Origin of the sequence: Arthrobacter sp. TS-15 (genome assembly GCF_006964045.1) — a bacterium.
GTDB lineage: Bacteria > Actinomycetota > Actinomycetes > Actinomycetales > Micrococcaceae > Arthrobacter.
The window spans coordinates 40,747-56,448 of the sequence record NZ_SDXQ01000062.1; the positions used below are offsets into that span (position 1 = coordinate 40,747).

The 15,702-nt window shown below is 63.1% G+C and carries 15 protein-coding genes and 1 pseudogene; 7 read left to right on the forward strand and 9 right to left on the reverse strand.

Going from position 1 to position 15,702, the window contains the following annotated elements:
* Positions 1–167: 167 nt before the first annotated feature.
* Together EU811_RS24620 and EU811_RS21590 are read right to left on the reverse strand one after the other, a co-directional pair.
* Positions 168–290: a hypothetical protein gene (locus EU811_RS24620; protein WP_274595849.1), complete on the reverse strand. Its 123-nt coding sequence runs from the start codon at positions 288–290 to the stop codon at positions 168–170.
* 5 nt (positions 291–295) lie between these two features.
* Complete coding sequence (locus EU811_RS21590) at positions 296–610, reverse strand: COG4315 family predicted lipoprotein (RefSeq protein WP_142940322.1); 315 nt, start codon at positions 608–610, stop codon at positions 296–298.
* A gap of 1,347 nt (positions 611–1,957) precedes the next feature.
* Here EU811_RS21590 and EU811_RS23615 point away from each other — a divergent pair.
* Positions 1,958–2,137, forward strand: a complete 180-nt coding sequence (locus tag EU811_RS23615; protein ID WP_160147683.1) for a hypothetical protein — start codon at positions 1,958–1,960, stop codon at positions 2,135–2,137.
* A 328-nt stretch (positions 2,138–2,465) separates the two neighbouring features.
* Here the strand turns inward: EU811_RS23615 and EU811_RS21600 are convergent, their stop codons facing one another.
* Complete coding sequence (locus tag EU811_RS21600) at positions 2,466–3,197, reverse strand: TetR/AcrR family transcriptional regulator (RefSeq protein ID WP_142940323.1); 732 nt, start codon at positions 3,195–3,197, stop codon at positions 2,466–2,468.
* A 225-nt stretch (positions 3,198–3,422) separates the two neighbouring features.
* On the opposite strand from EU811_RS21600, the gene EU811_RS21605 reads away from it, so the two are divergent.
* The 3 genes from EU811_RS21605 to EU811_RS21615 all read left to right on the forward strand — a co-directional run bounded on the left by EU811_RS21605 (position 3,423) and on the right by EU811_RS21615 (position 5,936).
* On the forward strand, positions 3,423–3,893 hold the full coding sequence (locus EU811_RS21605) for a hypothetical protein (RefSeq protein ID WP_142940324.1): 471 nt from the start codon (positions 3,423–3,425) through the stop codon (positions 3,891–3,893).
* A 144-nt stretch (positions 3,894–4,037) separates the two neighbouring features.
* The gene (locus EU811_RS21610; protein ID WP_142940325.1) at positions 4,038–5,045 is read left to right on the forward strand and encodes an NAD(P)-dependent alcohol dehydrogenase; all 1,008 of its coding nucleotides are present in this window, start codon (positions 4,038–4,040) and stop codon (positions 5,043–5,045) included.
* A 291-nt stretch (positions 5,046–5,336) separates the two neighbouring features.
* Entirely contained in the window at positions 5,337–5,936 is a 600-nt protein-coding gene (locus EU811_RS21615) for a hypothetical protein (RefSeq protein WP_142940326.1), read from the forward strand.
* 423 nt (positions 5,937–6,359) lie between these two features.
* Here EU811_RS21615 and EU811_RS21620 read toward each other — a convergent pair whose 3' ends face one another.
* Positions 6,360–7,487 (reverse strand): serine hydrolase domain-containing protein, encoded by a 1,128-nt coding sequence (locus EU811_RS21620; protein ID WP_142940327.1) that lies wholly within the window; start codon positions 7,485–7,487, stop codon positions 6,360–6,362.
* A 139-nt stretch (positions 7,488–7,626) separates the two neighbouring features.
* Between EU811_RS21620 and EU811_RS24675 the strand changes: the two are divergent.
* Positions 7,627–7,749 (forward strand): annotated as a pseudogene (locus EU811_RS24675) (DUF4193 family protein); the annotation flags it as partial.
* Positions 7,750–8,057: 308 nt separating this feature from the next.
* Here the strand turns inward: EU811_RS24675 and EU811_RS21630 are convergent.
* Positions 8,058–9,143: an ATP-binding protein gene (locus EU811_RS21630; protein WP_142940328.1), complete on the reverse strand. Its 1,086-nt coding sequence runs from the start codon at positions 9,141–9,143 to the stop codon at positions 8,058–8,060.
* Between the two features lie 140 nt (positions 9,144–9,283).
* Here EU811_RS21630 and EU811_RS21635 point away from each other — a divergent pair, with 140 nt between their 5' ends.
* The gene (locus EU811_RS21635) at positions 9,284–9,991 is read left to right on the forward strand and encodes a hypothetical protein (RefSeq protein WP_142940329.1); all 708 of its coding nucleotides are present in this window, start codon (positions 9,284–9,286) and stop codon (positions 9,989–9,991) included.
* Between the two features lie 68 nt (positions 9,992–10,059).
* On the forward strand, positions 10,060–10,701 hold the full coding sequence (locus EU811_RS21640) for a plasmid pRiA4b ORF-3 family protein (RefSeq protein WP_142940330.1): 642 nt from the start codon (positions 10,060–10,062) through the stop codon (positions 10,699–10,701).
* 181 nt (positions 10,702–10,882) lie between these two features.
* On the opposite strand, the gene EU811_RS21645 is transcribed toward EU811_RS21640, so the two are convergent.
* The 4 genes from EU811_RS21645 to EU811_RS21660 form a co-directional block, all read right to left on the reverse strand.
* Positions 10,883–11,659: a hypothetical protein gene (locus EU811_RS21645; RefSeq protein ID WP_142940331.1), complete on the reverse strand. Its 777-nt coding sequence runs from the start codon at positions 11,657–11,659 to the stop codon at positions 10,883–10,885.
* On the reverse strand, positions 11,656–12,618 hold the full coding sequence (locus EU811_RS21650) for an ATP-binding protein (protein WP_238703508.1): 963 nt from the start codon (positions 12,616–12,618) through the stop codon (positions 11,656–11,658). The genes EU811_RS21645 and EU811_RS21650 overlap by 4 nt, the downstream gene beginning before the upstream one ends.
* 87 nt (positions 12,619–12,705) lie before the next feature.
* Entirely contained in the window at positions 12,706–14,736 is a 2,031-nt protein-coding gene (locus EU811_RS21655) for a Mu transposase C-terminal domain-containing protein (RefSeq protein WP_142940333.1), read from the reverse strand.
* Positions 14,733–15,533 (reverse strand): TnsA-like heteromeric transposase endonuclease subunit, encoded by an 801-nt coding sequence (locus EU811_RS21660; RefSeq protein WP_142940334.1) that lies wholly within the window; start codon positions 15,531–15,533, stop codon positions 14,733–14,735. Before EU811_RS21660 ends, EU811_RS21655 begins: the two co-directional genes overlap by 4 nt.
* Between the last annotated feature and the right edge of the window lie 169 nt (positions 15,534–15,702).

Genomic DNA, 15,702 nt, shown 5'->3' on the forward strand with positions numbered 1-15,702 from the left:
GATTGACTTGATCCAAGAATCATCTCGTTGTCGGGATGGGCTGGGGCGACTTGTCTCATGAGGTCGCGACAGCGTCCGCAGGGTAAAACGCAGCGCAAGCCGTCACCGTCTTGCCAAACGGCGACGATCTTTGGCGACCCGGCACTCGCCGCTGTGAGCTGGCCAAGTCACCGCACCTCAACATCCTTGGTGGCTGCACCGTCGAGTTCCACGAGGCGCAGCCGGTCCCCGGACGGTGAGCCCGCACCACGTAGCTGCAGGATGCGCCGCCGATTCGGCTCCGCCTGCACTGCAGCTACGGTGCTCGGATCCCGTCCGGATCTACGACCCACCAGAGCCCCCCGTGAGTCGAGACGTTGTGGCACTTCACCTCGCCGGGCCCCTCGTGCGCGTAGAAGTAGAGCGGATGCCCGTTGTAGGTGACCTGGGTCGTGCCGTCCCGCCGCTTCGTCGTCCCCAGCAGCCTCGAGTCGACCTCGCCGCTAGCGGTCGGCGCTCCATCGGTCAGCACGGGTGGCCACGCTTCAGCGCAGTCGTCGTAACACTCCGGACTGATGCTCTCCTCACTCTCCCAGATATAGATGGCCTGCTTTTTGGCATCGAAGAGCATCTGGCCGAAGTCGCTCGCGGCTGTGGTAATCGTGGTGCCCGGCTCTGGCGCGCTGGATGGCTGACTCGGCGGGGGTTGCGGGCTCTCCGGTGTCGTAGTGCTCGCCCTCGGAGGCGGGGTAAAGTCCGGGGCCTCGCTCGAGGTGCTGCTTGCGCAAGACGACGCGACGAGTGCGAGGACCACCGCAGCCGCCGCTCGCAGTCCGGGTCTGGACACGCTGTGCTCCTATCGGCAGGGGCGGGCGCCCCCGGCCAGGTCTTTGGGTTGGTGATGATCAGATAGTGTGGCAATTCGGTTCCATCATCTCAGCCTTAGCGCGCGGAAGGCGGCGAGTCCGGTCTTGGGGGACTGCCACCGGAGTCGCTTGGGTCAGTGCGCGGCTGTGGCCGTCAGGGTGCGGGGCGAGGGCGCCCGGCGAGCAGGACGGCGCCGAGCAGCAGCTTCAGGAGGACGAGGCCGAGAACAGCGCCGTTACAAGGAGTCGCTTCAGAAAAAGGCGACAATCGTACGCTTAGGCCGCGTGGAGAAAAAGTAACGGCTGGACCGCACTTGTCGATGGAAGCGGGCCAAAGTCCGTTCGTAGGGGAAACCTTGAGCGGACGCTTCCGGGCCCTTAGCGAATGAGGGTTCAAACATCGCAATCTTGCCCGTTTGCTTGCCCGTTTGCAGGGCGAGGAACTACCAACACCAACCTCGTCCAACACGCATGCAGCGCGTTTTCCCTGGCCGGCCTCCATCACGACAATCATGAGACTGATCCGCCACAGCAACCCGCATCTAGCGCATGATGGCTTCGTCTCGGCGAGTCGCGGCTGAAGCCAGCTCCGTCGAGGAAGCCCGACCATAGCACCCCGCCTCCGCGGGTGTTGGCTGGGAGCCCCAACACACCCGACCGAGAAGCAACGACGAACCCCACCCGAGCCTGGGGGAGACCCAAGCGAGGGGTTCCGTGACTGCTCCGCAAAATGGGGGAGGGGAAGCGGCGACACCGCCACTACCATAGACATGCAACCGCTGCCGGCCGCGAATCGGTTCCCTTTCCCTCGCTAACGGAAAAAGAATTGCCTGTTGGCTTGCCCCTGCTTCTGCTTCCAGACCGTTGACTGCTTCTATTCGTCAGGCTGCCGACATGGTCCGGGAGGTGCGTTGGGGATGGGCCGAAGGTCCGTGACGGGGGCTGAAACACTTGAGATCTAAGGCCGGTTCTCCGGCTGCTGGAGCCACTGGTGCTGCAACTGCCGGTACCGCGGGCGACCGGCATACGTCGGTGATGTGGCCCATTCCGGCGTATTCGCGCAATTCCCCGATTCCTGCACGGCAGACCCTTTGTCGGGGAAGGCACGTGAGGTGGCCATCACTGCACCGTCGGCATCTGTGATTCTGAACCTGAAGTTCGGTTCCTGGTCGTTGAAGAGTTCGAACATTCCTGCCACGGGCCTCCTCCCGGTAGGGCCGCTGTCACTGACCTTGGTGGTAGTTGCAGTCCGAACGGCAGCGCGACGTTGGGCTGCCGTCCAGACGGTCTAATGGACGCAAAAGAAGCGAACCGTGGAAACGTGAGGGGCCTCACAGCCCTTTCGCCTAAGGTACGCGGCGTATCAATTACCTGTCAGTAGAACTTTCTCCCGAAGTCGGCACTGGGTGCCCGTACGGCCGCCCGAAGACCCGTTCCACACACGTCTGGAAATCGAATGGAACTTGCAACAGATGCGCGATTCTCTCGTCTAAGGACAGCCCGGATCGATCGCCGATAAGGGATGTTTCGTCAGCCTGAGCTGGGTGAGAGGCGCCCAAATGGCACACCTTTCCTTGAGACGTTCCGCTCACGCGGCTTGTATACGTCGGATCGTGTTATCTAGGTATCTCGGGGTTTCTCCTTCGCAGAGCTCCAGCCCTCGCGGTGGAGCTTGTCGAATCCGTCCAGGAGTATGTCCAGCGCGAACTCGAACTCGAACTGATCATCACATCCATGTCCGACTACTGAGTCTGGGTCATGCGGAGTGGCTGTGGCAATGCTGGCGATGTTGGGGTAGCGCTGTGCCAGCTGCGCGAACATTTCCGCCACCGCTTCAGGGTCAGGCTGCGGCGGCGTCGCGGCTGCGTTGGCTGTTGAGCTGTCAAACAACTCCTGGGTGAATCCCCACATCCGTCCGCCCAGGGCGTGCATGGCGTGGTGTGCCAGGTCGGGGGAGAACCCGCCGGAGAGGAACAATCCGGCAAAGGAGTCCTGGTAGTCGAGGACAGCCGGCGTGGGTTTCGTGCGCGACTCGATCGCCAGCCTCGCCCAGGTATGCCGTTGGAGAGCGCGGCGGGCTGATAGCACGCGCGTCCGGATCGTTGCCTTCCAGTCCGAACTGATCTTGGGCGGGTCAATCTCGCCGATGATGACCTCGACCATTCCGTCAAGGAGGTCTTCCTTGTCGGAGACGTGCTTGTACAGTGCCATGGGGACGACATGGAGCTCTTGGGCGAGCCGCCGCATGCTGAGCGCCTCGACACCTATGGTGTCGGCCAACGCCACGGCCGCGGTGAGCACCCGGTTCCTGTTCAACCGGACGCGCTCCGCCGTCTTCACCTGCTGGGTCATCGGGCTCACCTTAACACCGTTGAGAATAGGGCCATTGACAAGTGTACGGGGTACACCCTAAGGTCTCCATATCAAAGGTGTACGCGATACACCTCCTTGAAGGCAACTCTTCCCGTCGCTGGCGTTCCCAATTTCGAGGACAGCGGTTGCCTCTTCGCCGAAAGGCCGCGCACCGCCAGCGAAAAGAACTTCTCGGTCTCGGAGTAATCGGACAAGGAGTCTGCAATGTCATCACCGGCATCATCCCAGCCCCAACCGAAGACCGTTCTGAGCATCCCGGAGGACCCGCCGCTGTCACTCCTGCGTTTATACCTGTTGCGCGCCGGCTACCTATTTATGGCGGTCGGACTAGCGCTCACCCGGTGGCCCCTGCTGATCGGGCACGACGCGTCCTGGGCACTGATGGACAGTGTTGTTGTCTGCATGCTCATCGCGCAGTCCCTCCTGTTCTTCCTCGGCGTCCGCTACCCGGTAAAGATGATCCCGATCCTGCTGTTCGAAATGACCTGGAAGGTGATCTGGCTAAGCGCCGTGGCGCTGCCGCTCTGGTTTGCGGGTGCGCTCAACGACGCCGCCGCCAGTGTGGCAATTAATTGCTCCTTGGTTGTGATCGTCCTCGTGATCCTTCCTTGGCCGTACCTGCTCCGGCAGTACGTGACCAGGCGCGGTGACCCGTGGCTGACCACAGCCCGATAAAGCCCCCGCCCACCCCTCGCCGCAGGAGCCGATCATGACCACATCAGAACTGGGAACCACAAAAATCCTCCCGATGGCTTCCCACCGGAAGGCCGTCGCCAAGCTCACCGCTACAGGCACTGACGCGAGGGAGGGGATCGCAGGATGAGGGCCGCGGTCTATCGCCGCTTCGGCGGCCCGGATGTGGTCCGGCTTGAGGAACAGCCCAAACCCATACCTTCGCGCGGCGAAGTGCTGGTCAAGGTCGGGGCAGCCACGGTCAGCGCCGCTGATTACCGGGCACGGACTAAAAACGTTCCACGAGGGCTGAAGCTTCTCAGCTCGGTCACCCTCGGCTTTATCACCCCGCGCATCCCGGTCCTAGGTATGGACATCGCCGGTGTCGTCGAATCAGTCGGTCCCGACGTCACCCGTTTCAAGCCCGGTGACGAGGTCATGGCGATGCTGGGCGGGACGTTCGGCGGCCACGCCGAATACGTCACCGTCCCGCAGGACGGGGCCGTCACAGCTAAGCCGGCGAACCTGACGTTCGAGGAAGCCGCGGCGCTGGTCTTCGGCGGGATCACCGCCCAGGCGTTCCTCGGCAGGACCAGCATGGGCCCGGGGATGTCGGTGCTCGTCAACGGGGCCTCGGGTGCCGTCGGAACCGCAGCCGTGCAGCTCGCCCACATCGCAGGTGCCCACGTCACGGCAGTATGCAGCGGCGCCAACGCTGACCTGGTTCGTTCCCTTGGCGCCGAGACCGTCATCGACTACACCAAGGACGACTTCACCCAGACAGGGGCGGCCTACGACATCATCGTGGACTGTGTCGGCAACGTACCGTTCCGGCAATTGCAGCCACTGATCAAGCCCGGGGGAGCGCTGCTATCTGTCATTGCCGACCTCCCCGGGGTTCTTACCGCAGGCGTGCGCTCACGCCGGACCGGCATCCACATCACCGCCGGCAACGTCCCATTCATCGCCGCTGATCTCGCCCACATCGCACAGCTCGCAGCAGCCGGCCTGTTCCGCCCCGTCATCGACCGCGCCTTTGACCTCAGCGACATCGCCGAGGCACACCGGCACGTCAGCACCGGCCGGAAAACAGGCAACATCGTCGTGCGGGTCGCTGCCCCGTCCACGCAAGAGCCGACGATCGAAACCAGGTAACACCTCTCCATACAGGCAGCCCTCGAAGTACCGTAAACCTACACCTAGCCATTAAGACCACTGACTGACGGGCTACGCAGATGCCTGGGCAGGAACGGTGAGCTCACCGAGCTGCCCACGGCCAACCAACATGGCACAGCACCGGCGCTGAAGGAACCGCCATGGTGGAAGGACCCTGCCAGGGTACAAGGACCAGTCCTTTCAACAGGAGCCGGTCAAGGCGGGGGAAAGGGAAAACAGCAACCGGTGGACCGCGCACTGTTCGGGACCGCCGTAACCACGAGGACGCACATGAGCGCAGAACTTGCCCAGGGCATCGACCGTTTCACGGTCATACAGAAGCTCACCCTGATGGTGAACCGGTACGAAATACGTTCCGTCACAGGAGACGGGCAACCTGGGCACCTGCTCGCCGTAGCGCAGCAGAAGCGGGCCGCTTTCAAGGAGCAGGTGACCTTCTACCAGGACGAGTCACGGACCATGCCGCTTTTCTCCTTCAAAGCCCGTCAGCGCCTCGATCTCGCCGCGACGTACGACGTGCTGGACGCCAACGAACAACCGATCGGCAGCTTCCGAAAAGATTTTGGCAAGTCCCTGCTGCGATCGACCTGGCACCTCGAAACAGACGGTCTCAAAGTCACCGGAAGCGAACGCAGCCTCGACATCGCCATCGGCCGCCGCCTCTGGGAAGCGACACCCCTGGGAGACGCCATCCCTTCGCCCTTCCGCTTCCACTTCGACTTCATCGACCCGAAAGGAGACGTGCTCATGACATCAGAACGGGGACGGTCCCTGCGCGACCGCTACCTCATCACCCTCCCAGGCGCCCGACTCGACGGCCGGGTTGCGGCGGCGATGGCAGTCGCGCTGGATGCTCTCCAGTCCCGATAGAGCCCCAACAAAATAGGAAGACGCTATGCAGCCCCTCTCACGGGTGGCGGAGGCTGTCACGCATCAGGAGATTTGGTCGACCGAAGCTTGGAGGGGGAGGCTGTCGCCTACGGAGACCAATCGGTCTTGATCAGGCCGGTCACTTCGGCGCTGATATTCCATAGCTGGGGTCGCCGTTGCCTGGTCGTAGCTGGCGTTGGAGGATCGGCGGGGCTTTCGCCGCCGGGCAAAGAAGCGTCCACTGACGTCCGGGAGCACCGGCCGTCCGTCGGATGGCGCCTTTGCATCCTGCAGCCTTGAAAGCCGTGCTGTGAATCGTGTTCTTAGTCGTGGCCATGGCCGCTGGCTTTGCGATACTGTTCACCGACCTCCACTGCGCCGGCTGGGCGTCGTCTAGTTCACCCGCTGACGATGGGCATGAGCTTATGCCCATCGCAGGTTCTTGAGTTGCGTGAAGAGGCGGTCAACATTCCAGGCAGCGGTGGTGTTGGCCATCGCGACCATGGCGAGTCGGTCATCTGGGTAAATGCGCATGGCGTTCCAGAAGCCGCCGCCGGTACCGTAGTGCTCGACAAATACAGGGGTTCGCGCAGCGTCTGCAGGTCTGCGGAACCAGCCGATGCCGTGGTCAAACCGCTTGCTCGAGACGGTAATGGTTCGCATCTGCTCGATGGCGCCCTGCTCTAGGACCGGGTGGTGGTCTGCAGCTGCGGCGGCGTGTGCCGCGGCCAGCCTTGAGGCGTCTGCGGCGGTGCCGATGAGGCCCCCATACGCGGGCCCGTTGACCAGAAACGGGTTCAGGCTGGTGTACTTTCCCACCCGTGCTCCTACCACACCTTTGGGCAAGATTCGTCTAAGTACCGGTCGCAGGCCCAGAGGCATCCGCACGTAGCCGACGGCCCGGGGAGCCTCCGGGTCGTACTCGTATCCCGTTGCGGTCATACCCAGCGGATTGAGCACCAAGTCTTGGACGCACTCCTGAACCAGCTGGCCGGAGGCGGCCTCCATGACCTGGCCGGCAAGCAGATAGCCGATGTTGGAGTAGGCCGCCCGGGAGCCCACAGCCTTGGATGGAGTGCCGTGCTTCCGGACAATGCCGGAGAGCCAGGTCGGGTCCGGGGGTTGATGCTCGGGGCGGACCCACCGCACAGGGAGCGGGTTGGCCAGGCCTGCCGTGTGCGTGAGCAACTGCCGCATGGTGGGGTGTCCGAAGCGTTCATGCGGGCGGTAGTCGGGTAGGTAGGTGCCGATAGGGGCATCCAAGTCCAGGATTGCTTTTTCGTGCAGCTGCATCGCTGCCGTAGCGGTGGCAATCTTCGTCATGGAAAACCACAGGAACTGGTCCTCCGGCCGGGCGCGACGACGTTCGGCCAGATCGGCGTATCCGAATGCTCCTGCATAGAGAACCTTGTCCGGGGTGGCGATAGCGATAGAGAGTCCGGGGAGCCTCGCCGCGGAGGCCATGTCCTGGGCGATGGCCTGGACGCGGTCAGCGGGCAGTGGACCAAATTCTGCGTCAGCCTCGTCAGGCGGGTTGTGAAAGGTGTTCATGACTCTTCCTTCATAGTGGCCGTCAACGCGTGGTTCCGTGCGGTTTGACACCGTTCAACCCGGCTGCTCCGAGTGGCGGCGGCGAGCGATAAGAGAGAACCACCGCGAGCACGATCACGGCAAGTATCCCTGCCAGTTTGTGGCAGCCGACTATGACCAAGCCCGTTCCGACGTCAAGGAATACCAGGAGCGTTCTCTGGAGGATTTGCAGTCTGCGAACGCCCCTGATGCCCGCAGCGTCGTTACCGAGCTGGACGAAGCGACGCCCTCGATGAGGGACTAGGCCACCCACCAGCGCGCTCCGCCTCACGCACCTGCTTCAAAAACCGAATCGATGATTCATTAGATGCATCATTATGACAAATCTGCAGGTCAGAGACGTCTTTTTGTCATTCAGCGCGATTGGCGCGGTGCCACGCACCATGGCTGCTGGTATCGATCGGCCGCGGAGAAAACCCTTGAATGCCGCGCTCGGCGGCTACTCCCAGAGGTGGCGAGTCCCTGGATCGAGCCTCTACAGCGCCTCTTTCCCGCTCATTTTCAAGAGCCAAAAATGCAGATTCCGTCAATCTACTCGCGGAGGTATTGGCGGAGTCCGGGGATCGCGAAGTCCACTTTGCCGTAGCCTGCGGACTCGATCAGGCCTGCAGCGATGAGCCTGTTCCGGTACTTGGATACGAGGTTGGGCTTGGCTTTGATGATGGCGCCGATCTGTCCTGCGGCAGTGGGACCATCCTGTGCGGCCATGGCGTCGAGGAACTCGCGGTCTTTGCCGGAAATGTCCGAGAGCGCCGACTCTACGACCACCAAGGTGTTCCGTCGTTGGGCGGCAGCGATTCCACGCTGGACGTTTGTCTGGTCCAGTTTCCATCCTGCCTTGTCGGCTTCGAGCCAGAGGTAGTAGCCGACGAGCTGGATCAGGAAGGGATACCCTTCGGTGGCCTCGGCTGCCTTATTGATGAGGTCGGGGGAGACGCTGATGTCTCCCTGGCTGAAGAGCTCGCTGTACGACGCGGTGACTTCCGCGATGGCGGTTTCGTGGAGATTGATCCTGTCGGCCCGCCGCAGGAAGGTGGCAACGCCTTCATTGAGGAGGTCGGACACGGCTGATGGCAGGCCTGCGAAGATCAGGCCGATGGGCAGCCCGTCGCGGATGAAGTGCTGGACGTCGGCTGCCAGCTGGGAGATTTCCGTCCTGTCTACGGCATGTATCTCGTCAATAGTGATGACGAGTCCTGTGCCTTGTGCGTCCAGCAGGCGCAACAGTTCGTTGCCGGTGCGGCGCCAGTCGGCCGACCGTTCCTGAGGGAGTTGGGTTGTCAGCCCGAACCCTGCTGCCGAAAAAGCGGTGATCTTCCGGGATGGAGGCCCGTCCCCGAGTTCGTCGAGAAGGCGGAGCATGTCGTCGCCGACCCCGGCGAGGAAGCCTGGCGTGGCTGTCCGGGAAATCACGGCCCACCCGTGGTTCCGGGCGATTCCTTCGGCTTCGCTCAACATGACTGTCTTGCCGATGCCCCTGGAGCCGGTGATGATGGTCAGGAGCCCTGGCGCGCCGGAGCCCTGCTGCAGGCCGTACTCGAACTCATCCAAAAGTCCGGCCCGTCCGACCAGCTCGGGGGGAGTTGCCCCGGCCGTGGGCTTGAAGGGGTTCTGCACCCTAGCCTCCTGCGAACTGGGTGAAACTAGGTGAAAGTGGTGAAAGTGGTGAAACTTCTGCCACCATACGGCAGCGGGGGCGTCCCCGGCAAGTCCTGTACTACCGCAGGAACGGAGGGCAAGGCGGTAGCATCGGGGCCATGACCGGGGAAGAGAACTATGTCGAGCACGCCCTCCGTGTCGGCGAGGAATTGACTGGCCTGAGCCTGGAGCAGCTGGGTTTAGAACCGCAGCTGGAGGATCTGGCTGAGAACCGGCGGAACCGGCTGGAGGCTGATGACCTCGAATGGGCAGGCTCCATCACCCCGGAGCGGCGCGACAGGAGCCTGTTCCAGGCCAAGCTCCTCGCCGGCGCCTTGTGGGAGGCCTCCGCCGTCCTGATCGACCAGCTTTTCGAGGATCTCAACGGGTTGCGGAACCTTGAGCGGGTTGACCGGCAGGATATCGCCAACACCTTCGTCCTGTCCGGGCTGCCGCCCAGGCACGCCGACAAATACGACGTCCGGTTCGCCCGGCAGTTTCTCGTCATCGCTGCGGACATGACCGGCGCGCTGGCCCGCAGATGGACCCGTCCCTCCTGCGTAGCCCAGGAACTGGCGCTCCGCTGCCTTCTTGACCAGGTCGAAGTCATCCAGGACCTGTATAGCCTCGATCTAGCAGAGGACTGGCGGAGCCGACTTGAACAACACATGCTCGAAGATACGGACAGTGAGATGCTCTACCAGAACGCCATGGACGGCTTCGAAGACGACATCGAATTGAACATGCAACTGGGCCTTGCCCCCATGAAAATCCAGGACTGGTTCGAGCCATTCACCGACGCCTCCGTCCCGCCCTACGTCCGCTAAGGACAGGATTGCTCCCGCGTCCGCCACCATTCCGGGTATGGTGGCGGTCCCCTGGAAGAATAGGCGGCATGAACAAGCCGGAGGCTCATAACCTGGTTCGACGGGAGTCGATCCTGGAGGTCCGCGTGGAACTGGTCCACAGCGTCCCGGCCATTTGGCGTCAGGTGGAGATGCGGGGCTCCCTGGACCTGGGCCAGGTGCACCGGGTCCTGCAGGCAGCCTTCGGCTGGGAGGACTCGCACCTGCACAGGTTCACCCCTGATGCTCCCTTCGCGCCGCTGCGGCCCGTGGACGGCGAAATTCCCGAGGTCCTGCAGTGGCTCCCGGGCCGGGAATGCGACGAACCGGGGGACAGGCCCGAAGAGGAGTTCACGCTGGAGCAGCTGCTCGCCCTGGGGTCCGGGGCAGCCTTCTACGAATACGACTTTGGCGACAGCTGGCTGCACCGGCTTGAACTGATCTCCCGCCGGCCGGCCAGCGCAGATGCTCCGCCGGCCGTGCTAACCGACGGCGCCCGGCGCGGCCCCCTGGAGGACTCCGGTGGATTACCCGGCTACGAGGAGATCATGGATGCGCTGGCCGCCCCGGCTCATCCCGGCCACGCCGAATATGCCGCCTGGGTGGCCTACGTGACCGGATCCGACTCGCCGTTTAACCCTGCCTTCCTGGACATCCCCGCCGTGAACCGAGCCCTGGCCGGCCAGTTCTAACCACACCGAGGCTTCGGCCGAAAGCCCCTGCCTGAGGGCCAAACACAGCTGTCCGTTCTCAATGCAGTTGTCAGTGGCGACGTGGGGACTGACAGGTTGGATGAGAAGAATCTGGCGGTATCTTTCTCATTCATGTTGTCAGTTCCGTAATTCTTTGAGCTCGTGGCGTCGCTGGGGAGGTTTAGGTCAGCCATTCGATGCCGCGGCGGGAGAGTCTTCGGAGCGTGTTTTCGATCCGCTGCGCCGCCCGGCGGCGTCGGTGGCTTTGGCCAGTGCGGAAAAGAGTGGTAGCTATTTCGCTGGCGACCCGATCGCGCCGCTGCTCGGCCGGGAGTGCCGGATTCTGAACCCAGTCTTTGAAGGAGGGCCGGGTGATGAGTCGGGCGATTCTCACAGTTTCCGGGTAGATCAGCATTTCGTACTCATGTCTTCCTGCCCGTGCGCCGCGTTCTTCGAGGGTGGAGAGTGCGATGCCGGCACTCGCGCATTCGTTCGCGGCCAGCATCGCGGGCGTGCCGACGTGGATTCCGCGGGAGACCAGGGTCGACCTGAAGCGGCGTTCTGCGGCGACGAGTTCAGGCAGTTGCCGGATGTCGAACTGGTCGCGGCCGATCCATCGACGGTGAGCGACGCAGACCCAGCCGATGGACGGAATCCGGCCGACTCGCTGGTTTCCGCTGGCGCAGCGCAAGCATAGGGCCCGCTCGATGACGGGGTGGCCGCCGATCGACAGCCGCGCTTCGAAGGCCCGGTCGTGGAGTCCGCCCAGTTGTTTCCATGCTTGAAGGCGTCCGGGGTGCCGTCGGGCGCGGGACCTGGGCATAACGCCAGCCTCACGGAGGGCATTCTCGATTTGTTCGACGGTGGTGCCGTTGCGTTGAGCGTGGCGGATCGCATAGTTCTCGATGCCTTCGCCGTGGGTGAGGCGGGTCCGCACCGGGAGGGGGCCGAGGATCACTGGGCCATCCTGACTCCAGTTTTCTTGGATTTTGAGGCGCCGGATTTGATGTGTGATCGGTGGTGTTCCTGGGCTGCATAGTCCGTGGCTGTTGCTTCGAGCCTGCGCCGGTCGATCTTTTCAGTGCCGTCGAGGATCGCGCCGATGGCTGCGTCCGAGAGAAGGCCGCGAAGTGCACCGATGCTCCCGCCGGTCCGGTCCCAGAGGTAGAGAGACTCCTCGGCAAGGGACTCTGGGATGTGCGCGGCCAGCGGTAGGAGGTTTTCGACTCCGAGCACCAGGTCGGCCCACGATTCACGGTTCGCTTTCGTCCCGATGGAGTATGGGGTCATCTCGTGGAGGATCATGCGGGCTTTGATCTGTCGGCCCATTTCGCCAGCGAAGAGGTCGGTTGTCGGAAGATCGATTCCGGCGTAGAGGAAGGTCGCGTCCAGACGGTCCGCGAACTGTTTAAGGGTGCTTGCGGCTTCGGCTCCGGCCTGCCTGTTCGTCTTGAGGTTGTGCACTTCGTCGACGATCACCAACGACGTGCCCAAGGTGCGCAATATGGCTACGACCTGCTCGGCGAGCATCGGTGCCGTGGCCCGCTGGAGCACGGGCAGTCCGAGCCACTGCGCGAAGGCCTGCATGAGCATTTTCGGCGTCGTGGCAGGCGGGACAACGGTGTAAACCACAGGCGCGAACTCTCGGTCGTCCTCGCGTCCGAGTCGTTTGCGCTCTGATTTGTCGTGGCGTTTGCCTAGAAGCAGAGCCGCCGTCGATTTCCCCATTCCTGCGGCGCCTGAGATGGCGATGCCCCGCCTGGCGGTCGCCGTGCTGGCCGCGTTGCGGGCTATGGCAATTCGGGCTTGCCGGGAGAGCGACTGTGTGTCTGTGGTTTCCAGGACAGTGTCTGCCGCGAGCCATGCGAACCGGGTGCGGTCGTAGGCAGACTTCGCCTCAACGGAGAGTGCCTGCACTTCTGACAGCGTCAGACTTAGGGGCTCTTCAGGTAAATGCGCGACAAAATCGCGCCAGGCCGCCAGGCTATCTGGGATGGCGATGTCTCAGTCCTCCAGAAGATCGATGCGTCGCCCGTGGCGGCGGCGCCGAGGAAATTCCACGATGACTGGGTCCGGCGCCCGGATCGGCGCCACCGGCGTAGCAGTGGGTTCGGTGATCGGGTCCGGCCCGGCCTCCTGTTCCGGGACGGCCGACGGTGTTGTGTGAGTGCGTTGTGTGGCCTGGCGCTCGGCGCGTCCCGTGGGGGCGGTCAGGATCCGATTGATCTCGGCAAGAAGATCCCTGCCGGCGACCGTCTCGCCTCGCCTGTCGATGGCCTTCTTCGCGGCGGCAAGGACGTCGCGGGAAAAGGGTCCCACAAGGTGCGTGGACAGGGTCCACTTCGCCTCGATCCACTGACCTTTCTTGTGGTCACGGACGTAGATCGACTGGAGTCTGTAAGGGTCATACCGAACTTCCCAGCGCCCGTCGGCCGGAGAGGGGAGCCCGGAGGGGACACCGCGGTATGGGTGAAAGCCCGGATTGTCGTAGTGGAGGCCGTGGAAGTTGATTCCGTAGGTCTGGATCGAACGCCATTCGACAGGCAGGAGGGCGATGTAGTCGTCCCGGGTGAGGGCGACGGGGATCTGTGGCGCGACGCTGGCCAGGGCGGCAAAGGCTTCGTTCGGAGTGAGGTCCTTCTTCGGCATGGCGGGGTGCCGCAGTCCCGGGTGCGGACGGTTCTGCCAGACGGCCACGAGCCACCAGTCCAGCAGGTTCTGCACTTCGGCGAGGGTGAATATCGTCTCGGCGGCCGGGTCCTTGCCCCGCCGGACCACGTTCGGGCCGGTGTAGCCGGCAAGATACTGGGTGAACCCTGTGTTGACGCCTGCAAAGAACCGTTCGATGTGGGGTTTGTCCGTGGGCGTCCGAGGGGCCGCTTTGGTGATGCTGATCTGCAGACGCTCGCAAGCTGCCGTGAAGGTCGAGCCGACAAAGACCTTGCCGCGGTCGACCGTGATGGATTCGGGCACAATGACCGGTTTGGCGGCGATAGCGGAGCGCATATCCTCGTCGCGCGGAAGCATTCCAGGCGGGAGAACGGATCGTGAATAGCTCAACGATGCATCCCATCCCGGCTGCATCGGCAGGGGAGTCATGGCACGGGCAAGCAGCACGGCCGCGTCCACGGCTTTCGTTGCCACCGGCCGGAGGATGGCCGCCAACGGGGTGCGCGTGGCGATGTCCAGTGCGAAAGTCAGGTCCACGCGTCCGCTGCTGCCGTCCGGATAAACGACCATGAGGTCCATCGGGGTCGAGCCGATCTCCACGAGTTCGCCGGGGCGGGATGGGCTTTGGCGTCCCCATGGCCTGTCCGGTCGGTTTCCTTGAGTCCGGCGCGTGGTCGCGTTTCCGAAGGGGTGCCTTGAACCCTCGATTTTCTTCAGAATGCGGTAGAGCGTTGCATCTGATGGCACGGCGAGATCCGACTTGGCTGCGGCCGCCCGGACCCGAGCAATGACGCGAGATCGCGTGCCCGTGGAAGCATCCTTCTGCCCGGACAATTCAGCCTCGACCAGTGTAAAAACTCTGGGGTCGGTTCGCCCGGCCACGCTCATCTGGCGGGTGGCTCTGCCGTCAGCGAGGCCCCCGATGCCATGAGCTCGGTAGTCGGCGATATGGCGGAACATTGTCCGCTCAGTCATGGCCATCCCACGGGCAGCGAGTTCCGTCAGCTTGGCTTCGATCCGGACCTGCAAGGGGTTGGCGAGATCGTATTCGGGCTTCGGGTTCGTGCCGGGCAGAGACCCTGGAGGAATCCCGTGGAGCACTTCGTGGACGTGCCGGTGAAGGGCAAGGACACCGTCACGGGTGCCGGGGGAGAGCGTCTCCAGAGCCGCAGCATTGTCCAGCGAGGGGAAGGACGGGGGGTCATCCGGCAAGTACGAATCATCGATCAACAGATCGGCCACCGGAACTCGTCGGATGCGATTGGTAGCAAGATTCTTCAAGGCCAGCTCGGGCCCGTCCTGGGCTACAACCTGCCAGGATCCTGCGTCGAACTGGATGAAATCGAAAAGGCGAACGGACTTCACGACGCAGCCGCCAGTCTCGGCATCGGCGACCTTTCCTGGGCCGGGGCGATCCAAGCCTCCATCGACAATGGCTCGTCCAGGCCGACTTGGAGGACCCCAATGAAGGCCAGATGCAGCAGATGGGCCTGAACGGTGGAAGGTTCGAGCCGCAGCATTCGCGAAGCGCGCCGCACGCCAGCGGACAAGGAGACACCCGAATCGACTGCTTCCATGAGCGCGGGCACGATCGTGCTGGGCGGAGCGTATCTGTGAAGCCGGTATCCAGAGAGCCAACGAAGATTCGAAGCCGCCGGCTCTGCCATCCCCGAGAACACCTCGTAGTCCCAGCCAGCCTCATCGCACAACGCCCGGGTCAAGGAAAACTGACGGGCCCCGGCCTCCAGATGGTCCGGGTGCCGCACATCCACGACTCGTCCGCCGCCATCACGAAGTCGCAAAAAGAAGTCCGGCACATGGCCGCGGGCACTATCAGTCCCTTTAGGCCACAGCACAGCAAGTGGCTGGGACGCGATCCCGACAACGTCCCTGTCATAGTCGGCAAGCATCAGGAAATCCCGCTCCAGCAGACTCTCAAAGCCCACATGTGCGCACGTCGTGCTGGACCACCACGAACCCTCGTAATTCCGCTTGCCCGGCCAGGAAAAGAAGGAACGGACCGGCAGCGAAGATTCCAAGCGCAGCGATGCGCAAGCCGGCAACACCGGCTCATCCAGGATGCGTCCATCCAACCGCGCGAGAATCCGAGCCGAGTCAGTCGCATTCGCCGGCAGGGACCTCAAAGCCTCACATTCAGCCACGCTGACAACTTAACTGAGAATCGTCTGTAATCCGTTAACTGACACGTTGAATGCGAAAACTGACATCTGGAATGAGAACGGACACGGGAGTTCTCGCAGCTACTTCTACTCCCGTTGTTTCCGCGCCGATAACCGACGTTATGTAAAGCTGTAATGACTCTAAGTGCTT

Coding starts and splice junctions, on each gene's coding strand:
- EU811_RS21590 (WP_142940322.1), bottom strand. CDS start 610: ATGCTCTTCGATGCCAAAAAGCAGGCCATCTATATCTGGGAGAGTGAG.
- EU811_RS21600 (WP_142940323.1), bottom strand. CDS start 3,197: ATGACCCAGCAGGTGAAGACGGCGGAGCGCGTCCGGTTGAACAGGAAC.
- EU811_RS21605 (WP_142940324.1), top strand. CDS start 3,423: ATGTCATCACCGGCATCATCCCAGCCCCAACCGAAGACCGTTCTGAGC.
- EU811_RS21610 (WP_142940325.1), top strand. CDS start 4,038: ATGAGGGCCGCGGTCTATCGCCGCTTCGGCGGCCCGGATGTGGTCCGG.
- EU811_RS21615 (WP_142940326.1), top strand. CDS start 5,337: ATGAGCGCAGAACTTGCCCAGGGCATCGACCGTTTCACGGTCATACAG.
- EU811_RS21620 (WP_142940327.1), bottom strand. CDS start 7,487: ATGAACACCTTTCACAACCCGCCTGACGAGGCTGACGCAGAATTTGGT.
- EU811_RS21635 (WP_142940329.1), top strand. CDS start 9,284: ATGACCGGGGAAGAGAACTATGTCGAGCACGCCCTCCGTGTCGGCGAG.
- EU811_RS21640 (WP_142940330.1), top strand. CDS start 10,060: ATGAACAAGCCGGAGGCTCATAACCTGGTTCGACGGGAGTCGATCCTG.